The organism is Rheinheimera gaetbuli, assembly GCF_054781935.1.
This window is the reverse complement of record NZ_BAAGTL010000008.1, coordinates 638,455-658,323: the sequence shown is the minus strand read 5'-3', so window position 1 is coordinate 658,323 and position 19,869 is coordinate 638,455. Positions and strand designations below refer to the sequence as shown.

Here is a 19,869-nt window from a genome sequence, read left to right as displayed (position 1 = left end):
GCTTATATGCGGCTGATAAAACGTGTGTTTCCGGCTTTATCCTACCTCGACACAACCAGCGAGGCTGAGTTTCGCCAGTATCTGGCGTTTAAAACCCGTAGTAGCACTAAACGTTTAGCACTGGTTTTTATTGGCCTGATGTTGATCTTCAGCGCTACCGATATCCTGCTGGGCGACAACTGGCATAGCATGAATAATCTGGCCCGTTTTTTGGCTGCAGTAGTCATATTGCTGTATGCAGGCTATTCGAACCGCCTGAGTGGCGAGACCTGGCTGCAAGGCTGGCTGGCGGTAAGCGCAATCGTAGTGACGTTACTTGCCTTTACCTTTTATGCCGCGGGGCAATACTTTGGCAAACTAGGTGAAGGCGGCCCCATGCTAGTGGCGTTTGCCATAGCTGCTATGCCGATTTTTAATTTACAACAGAAGTTGCTGCTCTGGCTGCTATTACTCAGCAACCTGCTATTTATTAAGCATTGCACCAGCACGGATACCGGCTGGGGCATTTTTTACCTATTAATTAGTATAAGTTTGTGTCTGAACTGGCAGCGCCAATTTGATAAGTTGCTGCGCAGCCAGTTTAAAGCGGTGCGCTTAGAGCAACAAAAAGCTGAAACCGACCAGTTAACCGGCTTATTAAACCGGCGCAGCTTTGAGCAGCGTTTAATGCAAAAACTAACAGATCTCCCCACTGGGCAACAGTTATCATTAGGTCTGCTAGATATAGATTACTTTAAACGCTATAACGACCACTACGGCCATTTGGACGGTGATCTGGTGTTGGTGCAAATAGCCCGGTTATTATCCGCCAACCCGGATTTAACTGTAGTACGCTTTGGTGGCGAAGAATTCATTCTGATTGAGCAGCATCCAGCCACACAACCAACCATACTACTGCTGTTGCCAGAGCAACTGGTCGCTTTAGCCATACCTCATGCCACATCACCTTTTACTGTAGTTACTGCGTCAATCGGCGTGGTAACACTGTGTTACCCGGCGCAGTTAATCAGTTCTGGTGAATTGATGCAACAAGCTGATGAACTGCTGTATCACGCCAAACAACACGGACGTAATCAGGCGCAGCAACGCTTGCTCAACCCACAGAAAAGCCCGCTACTGGTCTGACACTGCTTTGTAAATTGCTGCAATAAAAAAACCTGCCGCAGCAGGTTTTTTCAACATCAGTTAACGGCGTTAACCCAGCCAGACACGGGCGTTACGGAACATCCGCATCCATGGGCTGTCTTCCTGCCAGCCATCCGGCTGCCATGAATTGGCTACGGCACGGAATACCCGCTCCGGGTGCGGCATCATAATCGTTACCCGGCCATCGGTGGTGGTTAACGACGTGATACCGGCGGCAGAGCCATTCGGGTTATGCGGATATTGCTCGGTCACCTTGCCGTAGTGATCAATAAAACGCATCGCTACCGTGCCGCTGTGGTTGGCCTTCATAAAAGCTTCGTTGCTGGCAAATTCGGCATGGCCTTCACCGTGCGAAACGGCGATAGGCATGCGTGAACCGGCCATACCGCTAAACAACAGCGACGGGCTTTGCTGAATTTCAACCTGGCTGAAACGGGCTTCAAAACGCTCAGATTTATTGCGTACAAAATGTGGCCACAACTCCGCGCCCGGTATCAGGCTCTTTAAGTTAGACATCATCTGACAGCCGTTACACACCCCCAGCGAGAAGGTGCTTTGGCGCGCAAAAAACTCGGCAAACTGCTGCCTCGCAATGTCGTTAAACAGCACTGATTTAGCCCAGCCTTCGCCGGCACCCAATACGTCACCGTACGAGAAACCGCCACAAGCGACTAAGCCGTTAAAGTCAGCCAGCTTCGCACGACCGGCTAAAATATCGCTCATATGTACGTCAACAGCAGTAAAACCGGCACGGTTAAACGCTGCTGCCATCTCAACATGCGAGTTAACGCCCTGCTCGCGCAAAATAGCCACTTTAGGTGCGGCACCTTTAAGGATAAACGGCGCGGCAACATCTTCGTTTAAATCAAAGCTAAGCTTAACGTTTAAACCAGGGTCAGCAGCATCGGCTTTAGCAGCAAACTCCTGTTTAGCCCCTTCCGGGTTATCCCGTAGCGCCTGCATTTGGTAAGTTGTTTCCGCCCAGATACAGCGTAAACGGGTACGGCTATCGCTTAACACCAGCTTATCGCCACGGCTGAACACCAACTCGTCTGCAGTGCTTACGCTGCCGATAACATGGCTGCAAGCGGCCAATTGATGCTGCGCCAGCACTTGCTGCACATACTCAAGTTCGCTGTTGCTTATCTGGATCACCGCGCCCGGCTCTTCGCTGTAAAGCACCGCCATATCATCAGCGCCCAGGCTACTTATATCGACACGCACACCGGCTTTACCAGCAAATGCCATTTCGGCCAGGGTAACAAATAAACCACCGTCTGAGCGGTCATGGTAGGCCAGCAGTTTTTGCTCGCGCGTTAACTGTTGCAGCGCATTAAAGAAGTTAATTAACAGTTGCGGGCTGTCTAAATCGACTGGCGTTTGGCCCAGTTGCTTATAAACTTGCGCTAAACAGGACGCGCCCAAACGGTTCTGGCCCTGGCCTAAGTCGATTAACAATAAGCTGGTGTCGCCCTTATCGGTGCGCAGCTGTGGCGTGACCGTTTTGCGGATATCTTCTACCCGGGCAAAAGCGGTGATCACCAACGACAACGGCGAGGTAACTGCATGTTCAGCACCGTTTTGCTGCCACTTGGTTTTCATCGACATTGAGTCTTTACCCACCGGAATAGTCACTTCAAGTGCCGGACACAGCTCTTCACCTATGGCTTTCACCGCAGCATATAAACCGGCGTCTTCACCCGGATGACCAGCAGCGGCCATCCAGTTTGCCGATAATTTAACCCGTTTTAATTCGCCAATATCAGTCGCAGCGATGTTAGTAATGGCTTCCGCCACGGCCAGGCGCGCTGAGGCAGCAAAATCCAGCAACGCCACCGGCGTGCGCTCGCCCATGGCCATGGCTTCACCATGGTAAGTATCATAACTGGCTGCGGTAACACCACAGTTAGCTACCGGCACCTGCCAGGGGCCAACCATTTGGTCGCGTGCTACCAGGCCGGTAACAGAGCGATCGCCAATGGTCACCAAAAAAGTTTTTTCTGCAATCGCCGGTAAGCGCAGTAAGCGCTCTGCGGCGTCTTTTAGCGTTACGCCGGTTAAATCCAACGCTTTACCTGCGGTTTGTGCGCTTTGCACATCGCGGTGCATTTTTGGTGCTTTACCCAGTAACACGTTTAACGGCAGATCAATCGGTGTGCTGCCAAAGTGGGTGTCTGTCAGGGTTAAATGCTGCTCTGCTGTGGCTTCACCCACTACGGCAAAAGGCGCGCGCTCGCGCTGACAAATTTGCTCGAACACCGGCATTTTATCCGCCGGTATCGCCATCACATAGCGCTCTTGTGACTCGTTGCACCAAATTTGCAGCGGCGACATGCCAGGCTCATCGTTCGGCACATTACGCAGTTCAAACTTACCGCCTACGCCACCGTCGTTTACCAACTCAGGGAAGGCATTGGATAAACCGCCGGCGCCAACATCGTGGATAAACACGATAGGGTTATCTTTACCTAGCTGCCAGCAGCGGTCGATTACTTCCTGACAGCGGCGTTCAATTTCCGGGTTTTCACGTTGCACTGAGGCAAAATCTAAATCTTCTGCCGATTGCCCCGATGCCATTGAAGATGCCGCACCGCCACCCAGGCCGATATTCATCGCCGGGCCGCCCAGTACCACTAATTTAGCACCTACTGGCAAATCGCCTTTTTGTACATGATCAGCACGGATATTGCCTAAACCACCGGCCAACATAATCGGCTTATGGTAACCGCGTACTTCGTCGCCGTTATGGCTGGCTACTTTTTCTTCATAAGTACGGAAATAACCGTTAATCGCCGGCCGGCCGAATTCGTTGTTAAAGGCCGCGCCGCCCAGCGGACCTTCCAGCATAATGTCCAGTGCAGACACAATACGATCTGGCTTGCCAAAATCGGTTTCCCACGGCTGTTCAAAGCCCGGAATACGTAAGTTCGACACCGAAAAGCCGACTAAACCGGCTTTAGGTTTGGAGCCAACACCGGTAGCACCTTCGTCGCGAATTTCACCGCCGGAGCCGGTAGCCGCGCCCGGATATGGTGAAATAGCCGTTGGGTGGTTGTGCGTTTCTACCTTCATCAACACATGAATAGGCTCATGATGATACTGATAGGTCAGGTTACCCGGCTGGGCAAAAAAGCGCCCTGCGGTAGAACCTTCCATTACCGCTGCGTTGTCTTTATAGGCTGACAACACATAGTCCGGTGTTTGCTCGAAGGTATTTTTAATCATTTTAAACAGCGATTTTGGCTGTTTAACACCATCGATAGTCCAGTCAGCGTTAAAAATTTTGTGCCGGCAATGCTCAGAGTTTGCCTGGGCAAACATATACAATTCGATGTCGTTCGGGTTGCGACCGAGCGCAGTAAAATTATCAAACAGATAATCTATTTCATCATCGGCCAGCGCCAGGCCCATCTCAATGTTGGCGTTGGCCAGTGCGGTACGACCACCATTGATAATATCAACCGAACTAAGCGGTGCCGGTTCAGCTTTGGCAAACAAAGCCTGCGCCTGCGTCAGTTCGGTAAACACCGCTTCCATCATGCGGTCATGCAGTAAGGCCGCAACCTGTGCTAATTGAGCAGCATTCAGTGCCGTTGCCGATTCCACGTAGTAAGCCATACCGCGTTCTAAACGCGACACCGGCGTTAAACCACAGTTGCGGGCAATATCTGTCGCTTTAGATGACCAGGGCGAAATGGTGCCCGGCCGTGGCGTAACAAGAATTAACTGGCCGTGAGGCTCGTGGCTGGCGATAGCCGGACCATAAGTTAACAGTTTGTCCAGCGTTTGCTTTTGTGCGTCAGTCAATGCGCTGCTGACATCAGCAAAGTGCATAAACTCAGCATAAATACCGCTGATGGTTAAGCCACTTTGGGCGCATTGGTCGAGTAACTTTTGAATTCTGAATTCGGACAGTGCTGGCGCACCACGCAGGATCAACATAGGCTTTCTTTTCCCGTGGGTTTGTCAAATTGAAACCTGGGGTTGGAACCCCTGATTGGCGCGCCATTATAAAGAAATTTCTGCCTAAGTGGTATGAGTAAACACTGACGGCACGACAGAAGTTTGTTATAACAGCGCAGAACATAGCGTAGCAGGTTAGAGTGAATGCACAGAATCAGCTTTTGGTTTTGCTGGCTACTGTGGTTAACCGGTTGTACCCCGGCGCCCGAAACAAGCCAGCTTTACGATATATATCAACGCGACAGCATTAAGGTCGGCATTTTGCATGGCCCTACCAGCTACTATGTTGGTGTAGATGGCCCGGTGGGTTTTGAGCTGGAACTCAGCCAGGCACTGGCAGATAAACTCGGCGTAAAACTTGAGCTTTACCCCAGTTATCATCTGAACGAATTGCTGCAAAAGCTTGACGCAGGTCAGGTAGATTATATTGCCGGTGGCTTAACACAAACCGAATTACGCAAAAGCCGTTACCGTGCGTCACCTGCGTATCGTTGGATTAACGAGGTGCTGGTATTTAAGCAAGGCAACACCTGGCCCAGAAAACTGGACGAGCTTACTGACACTGTTATGGTAGTAAAAGACAGCAGTCACGCCGAGACGCTGCAACAACTTAGTCTTGATCATCCCGACTTACAATGGCAACAGCATCCGACATTGGACGCCGATGAGATTTTGCAGCAAGTAGTAGACGGTAATATAAGCTATACCGTTACAGATTCAAACCAACTGGCACTAAACCGCCGCTTTTATCCTAACCTGAGTATTGCGTTTACCGTGCGCGACAATCTGCCGGTAAGCTGGCTACTGGCAAACAATGCCGATGATTCACTTTACGTCGTGCTGATAGAGTTTTTTGGCGCCATGTACCAGAGCAGCGAGCTTGTAACACTGGAAGATAAGTACTTTGGCCATATTCAGACCTTCGATTATGTCGATACCCTAACCTACATTGATGCCATCGAACAAACGCTGCCAGAATTTAAGCCCTGGTTTGTGCAATACGCCGGTGAATTAGATTGGCGTTTACTGGCAGCATTAAGCTACCAGGAATCTCATTGGGACCCCAGAGCAAAAAGCCCTACCGGCGTGCGTGGCTTGATGATGCTGACGCTACCCACAGCTCAACAAATGGGCATTCGTAGCCGGCTAGACCCTGAACAAAGTATTCAGGGTGGTAGCCGCTATCTGCACCGGTTGGTTACGCGCATACCTGAGCGCATTGCCATGCCAGACCGACTCTGGTTTGCCTTGGCGTCGTATAATGTTGGCTGGGGCCATGTTGAGGATGCACGCATTATTACCCAAAAGCAGGGCGCAGATCCGGATAAATGGCTGGATGTAAAGCAGCGCTTGCCTCTACTGCGGCAAAAAAGTGTCTACCAAACCACTAAATATGGCTATGCCCGCGGCGATGAGGCAGTGACTTATGTTGAGAATATCCGCCGCTACTATGACACCTTACTGTGGGTAGATGAGCGTCAGCAGGCAGACATCCGCCTGCAGCAGCAAAAACAGCGCTTATCAGAACAAGCCAGTACAGAAAACTTGCCAGAGTCGCAATAGCAGCAGCCATAGCTGACTCTTGAAAGCCGCGGCGTTCACACCCATAGTAGGCAATAGCTAAACAAAACAGGTGTGACATGTTAAAACGGAAGAAACCCCAGCGCTCAAAAACACGTCGCCGTCTGCTAGACGTCGCCTCGGGGCGCAGGCGCATTAAGCGTAATATGGCAGTCACTAAACTGCACCAACGCCGACGTCATTATCTTGGCTTTTTTAATTTGCCAGAGCAGAGCGCTTAAGCGCTTTATGCTCAGCGCGCCGGCGCTGGAAAAAACCAGATAGCTGCGCTGCACATTGTTCTGCCAACACCCCGCCCGACACCTCTAACTGATGATTAAAATTATGATGCTGGGTTAAATTTAACACTGAGCCCGCCGCGCCTGTTTTTGCGTCGGCGGCACCAAATACTAAACGTCGTATCCGGCTATGCACCATAACACCTGCACACATACTGCAAGGCTCTAAGGTAACGTACAAGGTGCAATCTGGCAGTCTATAATTGCCTAATCTGACTGCAGCTGCGCGTATAGCTTGCATTTCAGCATGCGCCGAAGGGTCATTCAGGCTAATCATTTGGTTCCAGCCCTCACCGACAATCTGGCCGTCTTTTACCACCAACGCGCCAACCGGCACCTCACCCTGCTGTTCTGCTTTGGCCGCCAGCGCAATTGCCTGCAGCATCCAGTTTTCATCTGTCATAATGGCTTACAATTAATTGCTAGAATAATGGCGAAGTTTACCACTATATTCTGACGTAAATGGCTAAAATTTTGTCTTCCTGCCATTGCCATTAACTATGAAACTGACATATCAAACTGATATATATAAACATTAATAATTGGCATTCGATTTGCTGACAATGCCGATCAACTATTATAAAAAAGCACAGGAGCACAGCATGGGACCATTTGAAATAGCAGCGCTGGCCATCATAGGCGGCATCGGATTATCGGCTTTTAAAGTGTATAACGACAACAAAGGCAAAGCCGGAAGTGCAGAGTTGGATCAACTTAAAGCAGAGCAGGAAAAACTGAAACAACGCATTGCCACGCTGGAAAGCATTGTTACCGACAAGTCGTATCAGCTTAAAGATCAGATCAACCGTTTATAATCCTTATCGTTTTACGTTGGCGACAGCGTGGCAGTTAATCACTGATATGTTACACTGCCAGCAACTGCTGACAGGAGCTGATAATGTCGACGGAAACTCTGGTTAACCGTGCCCGTATCATATGCGAACAAAATGGCGCCCGCTTTACTGCTATCCGGGAGAAAGTATTCCGTTTGCTTGCCGATCTGAATGGCGGTATTGGCGCTTATGAATTGCTGGAACAATTAAAACAAACCGAACCGGGTGCCAAGCCCGCCACAGTATACCGGGCACTGGAGTTCCTTACTGAGCAAGGCTTTATTCACAAAATTGAATCAAGCAATGCCTTTTTGCTATGTCATCATTTTGGCCATCATCACCCGGCACAGTTACTGATCTGCGACCAATGCGGTGACGTAACGGAACTACATGCGCATATTTTGCATGACGAATTTAATCGTCAGGCTGTATTACAAGGCTTCACTATTCAACACCAAACCATTGAAGCGCACGGTTTGTGTAAAAACTGCAAACTGCAATAATAAAAACTAGTTGGATCAACAAGCTGGCTTGTGTATTAACAAAAAGCTTTCTAAGCTTATATCGGCTTGGCCATTGATATCCGTATTTTTATAGGCATTAACATGAATGTTGAATTTATAAATCCGTTTCTTTCTTCTTTGGTGAATGTACTTAGCACCATGGCCAATACCACTATCGTGCCTGGCCAGCCACGTATTAAAAAAGATGAAGTTGCCCGCGGCGACGTGTCTGGCTTAATTGGCATGGTAAGCCCACAGACCAATGGCTCATTTTCTATTACCTTTGAAGAATCTTTAGCAGTAGAAATTATGTTTCGCATGCTTGGTGAGCGGCCCAAGGGTATTACCGCTGATGTTACCGATATGGTCGGTGAAATCACCAACATGGTTACAGGTGGTGCCAAGCGTATTCTGGGCGAGAAAGGCTATGATTTTACCATGGCAACACCGGTGGTGGTGTCTGGTAAAAACCACACAATTTCGCATAAATCTGAAGGCGCAAAAATTTTAATGCCATTTGACTCCGACTTTGGCAAAGTCCATATCGAAGTCAGCTTTGATAAATAATCAGCCCTCTTTTTGTAGACAACGCCAGCATTCGCTGGCGTCGTCGCTTGTGCTAATCATATTAGAGATAGCGTTAGGCACCACAGGTATAACAGAATTGCACCCGGCTGGTGATATTGCACAATAGCTCGTAAGGGATGGTATCAATACAGCGTGCCAGGTTTTCTACCGGTAAATCAGCCCCCCACAGTATTACTTTGTCACCTACAGCTACTGGCTCATTGCCAATATCTACACTTATCATATCCATTGATACTCTACCGACGATGGGTAAACGCTTGCCGTTGATCAGTACATCAGCATTATTGCCAGCACCGCGCGGATAGCCGTCACCGTAGCCCATTGCTACCACGGCTAAACGGCTATTATGTGCCGCTATCCAACTACCGCCATAGCCCACCGCATCACCGGCGTTTACCTCACGCACCGCAATAACACTACTGCTAAGTGTCATTACCGGTTTAAGGCCGTGCTCTGCGCCAAGACTATCTGCCATTGGCGATACGCCATACAGCATTAACCCAGGCCGCACCCAATCGCCACGGCTTTGCGGCCAGTTTAATACCGCAGCCGAATTGGCAAGAGAATGCTCACCCTCACAATCTTTAATGATCTGACTAAATAACGCCAATTGCTGCGCCGTAGCCGGTTTATCCAATTCGTCTGAGCTGGCAAAATGACTCATTAACCTAAGCGGCCCTTGTACATTGGCACTTTGGCGTAAACGCTGATACAACTGGTTAAATTCGCGTGGGTAAATACCGAGGCGATGCATGCCGGTATCAATTTTTAACCACACCCGCACCGGAGCATCCAGTTGCGCCGCCAGCAAGGCTTCGGCCTGATCGCGATGGTGTATAACCAGTTGCAGGTTAGAAGCAACAATTTGTGCCAACTCGTCAGCATGAAAAAAACCTTCCAACAGCACTATCGGCCGGGCAATGCCACCAGCGCGCAGTGCTAAAGCTTCATCCAGCCGCGCTACGCCCAACGCATCGGCATGTTTTAGTGCTTGCGCAACCTTCAGCATGCCATGGCCATAGGCATTGGCTTTTAACACCGCCAGTACTTTACTGTCTGGCGCCAGTTGCTTTACGCGGGCAAAGTTATGCTCAAGCGCGGCTAAATTTATGGTGGCTTGCGGCCGGCGGCTTAACATTAATCGTCCTCGAACCGCGCGCTACCGGCGTAGTTATCAAAGCGCGAGTAACGGCCATGGAAGGTTAAGCGCACGCGGCCAATCGGGCCGTTCCGCTGCTTACCAATAATTACTTCTGCCGTGCCTTTATCCGGGCTGTCATCGTTGTACACTTCGTCGCGGTAGATAAACATAATTAAGTCGGCATCCTGCTCTATAGAGCCGGACTCGCGTAAGTCGGAGTTCACCGGCCGTTTATCGGCGCGTTGCTCCAATGAACGGTTTAGCTGCGACAGTGCCACTACCGGTACTTTTAGCTCTTTCGCCAATGCTTTTAACGAGCGCGAAATTTCGGCAATTTCCAGCGTGCGGTTATCACTCATGCCTGGCACTGTCATTAACTGTAAGTAATCGACCATGATCATGCTTAAACCGCCATGCTCGCGCGCTACGCGCCGCGCTCGTGAGCGCACTTCGGTTGGCGTTAAGCCCGAGCCATCATCGATATACATTTTGCCTTTGGTGTTCAACAGCTCAATAGCCGAGGATAGCCGTGCCCAGTCTTCATCTTCCAACTGGCCGGTACGGACCTTGGTTTGGTCAATGCGGCCTAAGGATGCCAACATACGCATCATAATTTGTTCGGATGGCATCTCTAAGCTGAAAATAAGCACCGGCTTATCTGAGGTGATGGCGGCATGTTCACACAAGTTCATCGCGAAGGTGGTTTTACCCATAGAAGGACGGGCTGCAACGATAATTAAGTCTGACGGCTGCATACCGTTGGTCATTTTATCTAAATCGACATAGCCGGTAGAGACGCCGGTAACACCGTCATACGGCGAGCGGAACAGCTCATCAATTTTTTCAATGGTTTTGGCCAGGATACTGTTAATCGGCTCCGGGCCTTCATTGGCGTTGGTACGCTGTTCGGCAATTTTAAAGACTTTGGTTTCGGCAAAGTCTAACAGCTCGGCTGAGGTGCGGCCCTGAGTGTCGTAACCGGCATCGGCAATGTCGTGCGCCACAGAAATCATATCGCGCACCACAGCGCGCTCACGCACAATTTCTGCATAGGCCAGAATGTTCGCCGCACTGGGCGTGTTCTTGGCAATTTCGCCCAAATAGGCAAAACCGCCGACATCGTCCAGTTGCAAGTTGGCTTCTAAATTTTCCGATACGGTAATAATATCAATCGGCTGGGTGGCTTCAGCTAAACGCGACATAGCAGCGAATATAAAGCGGTGCGCGCGCAGGTAAAAATCCTGCTCGACCACTTTTTCAGCCACCCGATCCCAGGCGTCATTATCCAGCATTAAGCCGCCGAGGACGGACTGCTCTGCTTCTATCGAGTGGGGCGGCATTTTAACCGCAGCAACCTGCTTGTCTTTGATACTACTCATAACACCTGTTTCAGTTGGCGAAAACAACATAATGCTAACCTGCCTAAGGCAGATCACAAAGCGAAGTGTCAGATATTTTTATCGGTTTAACTAAACGAACCGGGTAAACAACAGAGGGAGAAACGAAGGGAAAAGCGCACTGCAGATACAGTGCGCTTTAAAGCTTATCAAGCTTCTGCGATTACCACAACTTTTACAGTTGCAGTAACTTCAGCGTGTAACTGAACGTCGATATCGAACTCACCAGTTTCACGTAAAGTACCTGTAGGCAGTTTAACTTCTGCTTTAGATACTTTAACGCCGGCTTCAGTGATCGCATCAGCGATATCACGGGTGCCAACTGAACCAAACAGTTTGCCTTCGTCACCGGCTTTAGAAGCGATAGTCACTTCACCCAGCGCAGCAAGTTTAGCAGCACGGTCGTTTGCAGCAGTTAAATCAGCAGCTAATTTAGCTTCTAATTCAGCGCGACGGGCTTCGAATTTCTCGATGTTAGCCTTGGTAGCAGGAACTGCTTTACCCTGTGGGAATAAGAAGTTACGTGCATAGCCAGACTTAACAGCTACATTGTCACCTAAACCACCAAGGTTAGCGACTTTGTCTAACAGAATAATTTGCATTACTTATACCCCTTCTGTATTAACTGTGTGAGTCGCTGTACGGTAACAGAGCCAGGTAGCGTGCGCGCTTGATAGCACGAGCCAGTTGGCGCTGATACTTAGCGCTGGTACCAGTAATACGGCTAGGTACGATCTTACCGCTTTCTGTAACGTAGTTTTTCAGAACAGCGGTATCTTTGTAATCAATCTCTACAGTGCCTTCTGCAGAAAAACGGCAGAATTTACGGCGACGGAAAAAACGTGACATTTGCCTGTCTCCTAACTTATATGTTCAATTTGTTGCGCATGCAGCACAAGCTTTGCTTGTCCGCTGCGGCTTTGGTGGCGGTTTAAAAAACCTGTCACCTTTACCATGTTGCCCAACGTTAACTGTCGGGTATGCTGTGTTAGTGCGGCTCCGGTAAGTACTACCTGTATCCTGACATAAGCTTGGCGGTTTAAACCAGCTTCAATCTGATTACTGCGGTGTTCTAACACCAGAACCGTATGCGGTATGCCCGCAGGACTTTCGCTGTGCTCCGGTTGACGGCAGATACTGCCAACCAGTACGGTGCTATTGTCCATTAACAACAACTTACTCTTCGTTTGCTACTTGCTCTTCATGTTCACGAGGAGCACGTTCACGACGTTCATCACGTACTTTAGCCATTGGTGATGGCTCAACTACGGCACCATCGGTGCGCATAATCAGGTTACGTAATACTGCGTCGTTATAGCGGAAGTTAGTTTCCAGCTCATCAATCACAGTTTGTGGTGCTTCTACGTTCATTAGAACATAGTGAGCTTTATGCAACTTCTGGATTGGGTAAGCCAGTTGACGACGGCCCCAGTCTTCCAGACGGTGAATAGAACCACCCGCTTCTTTGATTGCGCCAGTGTAACGCTCAATCATGCCAGGTACTTGTTCACTCTGATCAGGGTGAACCATAAAAACGATTTCGTAATGACGCATTGTAGCTCCTTACGGTTAGTAAGCCTCGGGGGAACTCGGCCGGGGTTCTCATGGAGGCAAGGAACGTTAGTGTATGGCCGAAGGTCGCGTATTTTACGGACTCAGCGGGCAAATAACAAGCAGATATTTCAAAGGGGCAGAGCTCTTGAAAACTTCAAGTGTTCTGACCCCTTGAAAATATGTCATTAACTACGTTGGCGCACGGCTTCGAATAAGCAGATACCGGCGGCAACCGATACGTTAAGGCTGGACACACTGCCAAACATCGGAATTTTTACCAGGCTGTCACAGGTTTCGCGGGTTAAGCGGCGCAGGCCTTCACCTTCAGCACCCAACACTATCGCCAACGGGCCTTTAAGATCAGCCTGGTAAATCGTCGTTTCAGTTTCACCGGCAGTACCCACCACCCACACACCAGCATCCTGCAATTCGCGTAAGGTGCGAGCTAAGTTGGTTATGGTAATAAAAGGCACGCTCTCGGCGGCGCCACAGGCAACTTTACGCACTACTGAGGTAAGCTTTACTGAACGGTCTTTCGGCGATACCACAGCATGCACACCGGCGGCATCGGCACTGCGTAAAATGGCGCCCAGGTTATGCGGATCGGTTACGCCATCAAGAACCAAAATAAAGGGTTTATCATGCTGCGCAACTATGGCGGCTAAATCGGCTTCGCTGCCGCTGCTTTGCAACCGGGCCTTGGCAATAATGCCCTGATGCTGGCCGCCGACCATATCGTCCAGGGTTTTGCGGTTACAAAACTGCACTGATACGCCGTTTTGCCGCGCTTCCTGAATTAACGGCTGCATGCGCTTGTCGTCGCGATCTTTCATCACAAACAACTCCAGCACATCCTGCGGTGCACGTTGCAGTAATGCGCCTACCGCATGAATACCAAAGACCAGATCTGCGTTCATTGTTAACCCTTAATGCCGACACGTAAAAAAGGCCGGCAGTTTACCTTATTACTTCGCCTTACGCCGTGGCTTTTTACGCGCGGTAATATTACGCGCGCCTTTAGGCTTGGCTTCGCCAGCTTTGGCCGGTGTGCTTGCGGCTTTACCGGTCGCACGTTTACCGCCTTTGGCTGCACCTTGCTTCGACGCTTTGATTTGCTCTTTGCTGACAATCCGTCTTGGCTCGCCTACTAAGACTAAATCAATTTTACGCGCTTCCAGGTTAACCGCTGCCACCTTCACTTTTAGCAAATCACCCATACGATAAGTGACTTTGCCATGTTCGCCACTTAACGTATGGCGCTCGGCATCAAAATGGTAATAGTCGTTTTGCAACGAGGTGACATGCACCAGGCCTTCGATATACAGCTCGGTTAAGCGTACAAACAGGCCAAAGCTGGTAACAGTAGACACTACACCGTCAAATTCAGCGCCTAAATGGTCCTGCATATATTCGCATTTAAGCCAGTCGGCTACTTCGCGGGTGGCATCATCAGCACGGCGCTCTGTCATTGAGCACTGCTCACCCAGTGGTGTAATTTCAGCTTCGGTGTATTCGCGCGCGCCGGTGACTTTCTGGCCTTGCTTGGCCAGTAAGGCTTTAATGCCACGGTGCAGCACTAAATCCGGGTAACGGCGGATTGGCGAAGTAAAGTGCGCATAAGCCTCCAGCGCCAAACCAAAGTGCCCTTGGTTATCGCCCTGATATACCGCCTGCTTCATCGAGCGCAGCATAGTGGTTTCAATAAGCTCACGATCCGGCCTGTCGCCAATTTTTTCCAGCGTTTGCGTCAGCTCCAGCGGGGTTGGCTCAGCCGATAAATTCGCTTCGATACCCAGCTCAGCTAAAAAGCGGCGGAAGTTATCAAAGCGGTCGGCATCGGGGCGCTCGTGTACGCGAAACAACGTATGGGCTTCGTGCTTTTCAATAAAGCGTGCAGCCGCCACATTGGCCATGATCATGCACTCTTCAATAATCTTATGCGACTCAACGCGGTGCACCGGCACAATTTGCTCAATTTTACGGTGGCTGTTAAACACAAAGCGGGTTTCTACCGTTTCGAACTCTATAGCACCGCGCTGGCCGCGTACTTTGGCCAGCTTCTTATACAGGCTATTCAGGGTTTCGATATTGGTTAAATTCGCCGCGTATTGCTGGCGCAATTCCGGATCGCCCTGCAGTATCTTATGCACCTTGTTATAGGTTAAGCGCGCGCTGGAGTGCATTACCGCTTCATAAAACTGGTAACTGTCCAGCTTACCGCTGGCACTGATATGCATATCAGCCACTAAACATAAGCGGTCGGTATGCGGGTTAAGCGAACACAGGCCGTTAGATAACGCCTCGGGTAGCATCGGTACTACATGGTCGGGGAAATACACCGAGTTACCGCGTTCTATCGCGGTGTTATCTAACACAGTATATGGCAACACATAAGCGCTGACATCGGCAATAGCCACCCATAAGCGCCAGCCGCCGTTGTCTTTAGCTTCAGCATACACCGCATCATCAAAGTCGCGCGCGTCTTCACCATCAATGGTAATTAAGCCCAATTGGGTTAAATCAACACGGCCTTGTTTGGCTTCTGCCGGCACTTCTTCGCCGTATTTAGCCACTTGCTTTAGCACGGCATCAGAGAATACATGCGGTATTTGATGGTTACGAATGGCAATTTCAATTTCCATGCCCGGCGCCATATGTTCGCCCAGGACTTCCGTTACTTTGCCTATACCGTTAACGCGCTTGGATGGCCGCTGGGTTATCTCCACCAACACCACCTGACCGTGCCGGGCTTCGCCCTGCTCACCGTCGGGGATCACTATATCCTGAGTGATGCGCGGGTCGTCCGGTACTACTACACCTAAAGCGAAATCTTTGTAATAGCGACCTACTATCGGCTCGCTACGCGGCTCTAACACACGCACTACGCGGGCTTCAATTTTATCTTTGCTGTTTACGCTTTGCGCAGTGGCCAACACGATGTCGCCGTGCAGCAAGCGCTGCATTTCAAAATTGGGAATAAACCAGTCCGGCCCGCCCTGCTCAAGCTTTAAAAAGCCGAAACCTTCACGGTGGCCCAATACCGTACCTTTTACCAGGTCCATATTATCGACCAGGCCATAGCGTCGGTTTTTGGTGTAAATTAACTGGCCGTCACGCTCCATGGCGCGCAAACGTTTTTTCAATGCAAAAATGGTATCGTCATCGGTTAAACCCAGCTCGGCAACTAATTCTTCAAAATAAGCGGGGCTTTGGCGTTTTTCGATGTGTTCGAGAATAAATTCACGGCTGGGGATAGGGTTATCATATTTTTCCTGCTCACGCGCAAGATGCGGATCATTTACCGTCATTAAGTTATCTTTTGTGTCCTAAATTGTGTTAAGTGTAACAGCTAAACCGACAAATGCGTATGAACTTCATTTGACCGGCCGTTTGGCATTCGCCACTACGCGTGCCGGCATTTTTTGTGCTAACTGGCTAAGTAGCTGCTGTATTTGTTTATGGGTAGCGCTATCAGCTGTAATGGCATAGTGTAACCAGCGATAGCTTTGTTCAAAGTCGACCGGGCTGCCGTGGCCGTCAACCAAAATTTGCGCTAAGCGCAATTGCGCTTTTAAGTTACCCAGTGCCGAGGCCTCACGCAGATATACTATGGCTTTGTCGATATCGGGCTGCACAAAGCGGCCAATATGATAATAACGACCTACTTGCTCCAAACCCTCCGGCAAGCCCTGCGCAGCGGCTTGCAGCATTAAATCCCAGCCACGTTCAATGTTACGCGGTACACACACTGCATAGGCCAGCATGTCACCGTATAAAAACTGATAAGCCGGCAGCTGCATAATATCGGCGCGGGCGTCAATATCACGCACCAGTTGGCAGTCGTCATCACGCACCCGTTTCAGATGACTATTGGTTTGGATTAATGCCAACAGTTCGTCCTGGGTGTACAGCTGCACCGCCTCCAGTTCCTGTGCCTGTAACTGTGCGGCCGCTGGCAACAGTAAACATGCCGCCAGGACCCAACATTTTTTAGTCATTTTATGCGCCTGAAAATTGTCACTTTAAGCCTTATCGGCCGCTACTTGCTTTTTTAAAGCAAATTTCGCGCCTGTTATTGCTCATTGTTTAGCACCCAGGGTGCAACCAGCCGCGGTTTGACAACTCTAGTGTTGATTGTAGCGCTGCTGACAGCAACATCACTGCAACTGCCATTGGCAATATAGCTAATGGCTTGTGCATATAACGGATCATCAGCTACCCCCCAGTCGCCGGTAATAGCGTCACCAACCGGGCAGTTAGGTTGCAAGCCGTCAAAATAGGCGCCTTGGTCTAGTGCATTAACTGTCTGAAAATTAATAGCAAATAGCACATAGTTACCAATAGGTGCTGGTTGCTGGCCAACCGGTTTGCCGCAAGTGGTACTGCCTATTTGCACCACGTCGATAAAAGGTGACAGCGAGTTAATGACTAATTCACTGGAGGAACAGCTGCCAGCCGTTGTCAGCACAAACAAGCGATCTAAATTTAATACCGTGCTGCCAGCACCGGCTGAAAATAAGGTCGTACTGTTTTTGCCACTGTTTTTATCGTTAAATTGATATTTAACAAAAGCCCGGCCCAACACGTTGTCGCGAGCTACCTGAGTACTAAGCTGGTTGGCAACGCGGATTAAACCACCACCGTTATAGCGTAGATCCAGCACCAGCTCGTCAATGCCCTGCGTAGCAAAGTCTGCAAAAGCGTTTTCCAGTTCCGCTTCAGACAAGTCAATAAAGCTGTTAAACACCAGATAGCCAACGCGCTTTGTGCCGTGGCTGCTGACAGAGCTATGCAGTACGGTATTGGTCGTCACTGCTGCTTTAATAAAGTCTGAGGTTAACTGCGTGCCATCCGGTTTACGCCAGACAAAGCTACGTACTACGCCAGCTTGGTTTGGACCATAAATATCATCATTGCTGGCGGTACCTGCATCAAGCCGCCTTAGCCATTCTGTTACGCTGATGCCTTCAATTTCGATAATTTTGTCACCGCGGCGTAAGCCGTTTTGAGCCGCGGAACCATCATCATAAACATAGGCGATTTGCAGTGCACTGTTATTGTCTGCCCGCACGCTGGAGAAACCATAGCCAAAAAAAGTCGCATTGATAAAGCGGTCTTCATACTCCTGCCGGGTCAGGATAAAGCTGTAGCGGTCTTGCGGCGCGGCTACCGCCTGAATTAACGCTGCAGGCGAGCTATAACTGCCAGGATCAATACCCGAGGGCATATCGCGATACCACAGGTAGTCTTGTTGCATCGCACAATACACCTGCGAATTAATATCGGTACGTTGGCAGATATCTACGCTGCCGGTATCACTGTTAGTATCACTGCTGCCACCGCCACCACAGGCAGTAAGCAATAAAACCGAACACAACACTATCGTACGCATAACTTATGCTCCGCTTACTTTTTAATCAGCATAAAACAAAAACGCTGCCGGGGCAGCGTTTTATATACGTTTGAGCTAAACAATCAGATGTTAGCTGGCAAATGGATGCCGCAATACGATTGTTTGCACCCGATCAGGACCAGTAGAAACGATGTCAACCGGTACACCGGTCAACTGTTCTAACCGGCTGATATAATTACGAGCAGCTTGCGGCAACCGCTCTATTTGCTGCACGCCAAAAGTACTGTCTTGCCAACCCGGCATTTCTTCGTATACTGGCGTGACCAGTTCAAAACCTTCTGCTGCCAATGGCGGCACCTCAGAGATATTACCGGCGGCGTCTTTATAGCCAATACAGATGTTGATGCTGTCCAGGCCGTCCAATACATCCAGCTTGGTTAAACAAAAGCCAGAAATACTGTTTAATTGCACAGCACGTTTTACTGCTACCGCATCGAACCAGCCACAACGCCGCTTACGGCCAGTAGTGGCGCCAAACTCATGGCCTTTAACGCCTAAATGTTCACCAACGGCGCAGTCCAGTTCAGTAGGAAACGGGCCAGAACCCACGCGGGTGGTATAAGCTTTGACAATGCCCAGCACGTAATCAATATACCGCGGGCCAAAACCAGCACCTGTCGCCACACCACCTGCTGTCGTGTTAGATGATGTTACGTACGGGTAAGTACCGTGATCGATGTCCAGTAAGGTGCCCTGGGCACCTTCAAACATGATTTCCTGACCGGCTTTACGCGCACGATCAAGCAAATCCGTTACATCTACCACCAGCGGCTGTAAAATCTTGGCAATAGCTAAGGCGTTATCCAGCGTGGTTTGGTAATCCACCGCAGGAACCTTGTAATATTGAGTCAGGGTAAAGTTGTGTAACTCCATCACGGTTTTCAGCTTTTCAGCGAATAACTCTGGGTTAAACAAATCACCCACCCGTAAACCGCGGCGTGCCACCTTGTCTTCATAAGCCGGGCCTATACCACGACCTGTGGTGCCGATAGGCTTGTCACCACGCGCCAGCTCACGGGCTTTATCCAGTTCTACATGGAAAGGCAAAATTAACGGACAGGCTTCTGACAGCAACAAACGCTCTTTAACCGGCACACCACGCTGCTCAAGCATGGTCATTTCCTTTAAGAACGCTTCAGGCGATAACACTACACCATTACCAATCACGCATTTTACGTTAGCACGCAAAATACCAGATGGAATTAAATGTAATACGGTTTTCTCACCGTCAATAACCAAAGTATGGCCAGCATTATGGCCGCCTTGATAGCGCACCACAAAACTTGCTTTATCAGTTAGTAAATCGACGATCTTACCTTTACCTTCGTCACCCCATTGGGTGCCGAGCACTACGACGTTTTTGGCCATGGTTCCCACATCATGGAAAAAATTAGGCGTGGATTCTACCAAATAGCCAGCTAAGTTTCAGCCGTCTGGACGAAAAAAAGCCGCATTTTTCACTGCGGCTTAAT

At 49.7% G+C, this 19,869-nt stretch carries 18 protein-coding genes; 5 read left to right on the top strand and 13 right to left on the bottom strand.

All coding sequences use genetic code 11. The features are described from left to right. Positions 1-6 precede the first annotated feature (6 nt). Positions 7-1,125, top strand: a complete 1,119-nt coding sequence (locus ACYVIC_RS09920; protein WP_460859510.1) for a GGDEF domain-containing protein — start codon at positions 7-9, stop codon at positions 1,123-1,125. 69 nt (positions 1,126-1,194) lie between these two features. Here the strand turns inward: ACYVIC_RS09920 and purL are convergent, their stop codons facing one another. After that, complete coding sequence (purL, locus tag ACYVIC_RS09915; RefSeq protein ID WP_460859508.1) at positions 1,195-5,088, bottom strand: phosphoribosylformylglycinamidine synthase; 3,894 nt, start codon at positions 5,086-5,088, stop codon at positions 1,195-1,197. 165 nt (positions 5,089-5,253) lie between these two features. On the opposite strand from purL, the gene mltF reads away from it, so the two are divergent. Further along, complete coding sequence (gene mltF / locus ACYVIC_RS09910; RefSeq protein ID WP_460859504.1) at positions 5,254-6,672, top strand: membrane-bound lytic murein transglycosylase MltF; 1,419 nt, start codon at positions 5,254-5,256, stop codon at positions 6,670-6,672. A gap of 213 nt (positions 6,673-6,885) precedes the next feature. Here the strand turns inward: mltF and tadA are convergent, their stop codons facing one another. Then, on the bottom strand, positions 6,886-7,371 hold the full coding sequence (gene tadA, locus ACYVIC_RS09905; RefSeq protein ID WP_460859502.1) for a tRNA adenosine(34) deaminase TadA: 486 nt from the start codon (positions 7,369-7,371) through the stop codon (positions 6,886-6,888). Positions 7,372-7,570: 199 nt separating this feature from the next. On the opposite strand from tadA, the gene ACYVIC_RS09900 reads away from it, so the two are divergent. The 3 genes from ACYVIC_RS09900 (at position 7,571) to ACYVIC_RS09890 (ending at position 8,871) form a co-directional block, all read left to right on the top strand. Then, positions 7,571-7,783 (top strand): hypothetical protein, encoded by a 213-nt coding sequence (locus ACYVIC_RS09900; RefSeq protein ID WP_460859500.1) that lies wholly within the window; start codon positions 7,571-7,573, stop codon positions 7,781-7,783. An 83-nt stretch (positions 7,784-7,866) separates the two neighbouring features. After that, a complete protein-coding gene (locus tag ACYVIC_RS09895; RefSeq protein ID WP_460859499.1) occupies positions 7,867-8,304 on the top strand; it encodes a transcriptional repressor in 438 nt (145 codons plus the stop codon). 102 nt (positions 8,305-8,406) lie between these two features. Beyond that, entirely contained in the window at positions 8,407-8,871 is a 465-nt protein-coding gene (locus ACYVIC_RS09890; protein ID WP_460859496.1) for a chemotaxis protein CheX, read from the top strand. 73 nt (positions 8,872-8,944) lie between these two features. On the opposite strand, the gene alr is transcribed toward ACYVIC_RS09890, so the two are convergent. The 11 genes from alr to ACYVIC_RS09835 all read right to left on the bottom strand — a co-directional run bounded on the left by alr (position 8,945) and on the right by ACYVIC_RS09835 (position 19,765). Beyond that, positions 8,945-10,030: an alanine racemase gene (gene alr / locus ACYVIC_RS09885; RefSeq protein WP_460859493.1), complete on the bottom strand. Its 1,086-nt coding sequence runs from the start codon at positions 10,028-10,030 to the stop codon at positions 8,945-8,947. Further along, complete coding sequence (dnaB, locus tag ACYVIC_RS09880) at positions 10,030-11,412, bottom strand: replicative DNA helicase (RefSeq protein WP_460859491.1); 1,383 nt, start codon at positions 11,410-11,412, stop codon at positions 10,030-10,032. The genes alr and dnaB overlap by 1 nt, the downstream gene beginning before the upstream one ends. Before the next feature lie 167 nt (positions 11,413-11,579). After that, the gene (gene rplI, locus ACYVIC_RS09875; RefSeq protein ID WP_460859489.1) at positions 11,580-12,032 is read right to left on the bottom strand and encodes a 50S ribosomal protein L9; all 453 of its coding nucleotides are present in this window, start codon (positions 12,030-12,032) and stop codon (positions 11,580-11,582) included. 19 nt (positions 12,033-12,051) lie between these two features. After that, positions 12,052-12,279: a 30S ribosomal protein S18 gene (gene rpsR / locus ACYVIC_RS09870; protein ID WP_008218940.1), complete on the bottom strand. Its 228-nt coding sequence runs from the start codon at positions 12,277-12,279 to the stop codon at positions 12,052-12,054. 11 nt (positions 12,280-12,290) lie between these two features. Further along, complete coding sequence (gene priB / locus ACYVIC_RS09865) at positions 12,291-12,596, bottom strand: primosomal replication protein N (protein WP_460859487.1); 306 nt, start codon at positions 12,594-12,596, stop codon at positions 12,291-12,293. Between the two features lie 10 nt (positions 12,597-12,606). Then, positions 12,607-12,984 (bottom strand): 30S ribosomal protein S6, encoded by a 378-nt coding sequence (rpsF, locus tag ACYVIC_RS09860; RefSeq protein WP_205311382.1) that lies wholly within the window; start codon positions 12,982-12,984, stop codon positions 12,607-12,609. 185 nt (positions 12,985-13,169) lie between these two features. Further along, positions 13,170-13,901, bottom strand: coding sequence for a 23S rRNA (guanosine(2251)-2'-O)-methyltransferase RlmB (gene rlmB / locus ACYVIC_RS09855; protein ID WP_460859485.1), 732 nt, complete (start codon positions 13,899-13,901; stop codon positions 13,170-13,172). 48 nt (positions 13,902-13,949) lie between these two features. Next, on the bottom strand, positions 13,950-16,292 hold the full coding sequence (rnr, locus tag ACYVIC_RS09850; protein ID WP_460859484.1) for a ribonuclease R: 2,343 nt from the start codon (positions 16,290-16,292) through the stop codon (positions 13,950-13,952). Between the two features lie 66 nt (positions 16,293-16,358). Beyond that, a complete protein-coding gene (locus ACYVIC_RS09845; RefSeq protein ID WP_460859483.1) occupies positions 16,359-16,982 on the bottom strand; it encodes a tetratricopeptide repeat protein in 624 nt (207 codons plus the stop codon). A 74-nt stretch (positions 16,983-17,056) separates the two neighbouring features. After that, the gene (locus tag ACYVIC_RS09840; protein WP_460859481.1) at positions 17,057-18,376 is read right to left on the bottom strand and encodes a S41 family peptidase; all 1,320 of its coding nucleotides are present in this window, start codon (positions 18,374-18,376) and stop codon (positions 17,057-17,059) included. A 90-nt stretch (positions 18,377-18,466) separates the two neighbouring features. Then, positions 18,467-19,765, bottom strand: coding sequence for an adenylosuccinate synthase (locus tag ACYVIC_RS09835; protein WP_460859480.1), 1,299 nt, complete (start codon positions 19,763-19,765; stop codon positions 18,467-18,469). Positions 19,766-19,869: the final 104 nt, after the last annotated feature.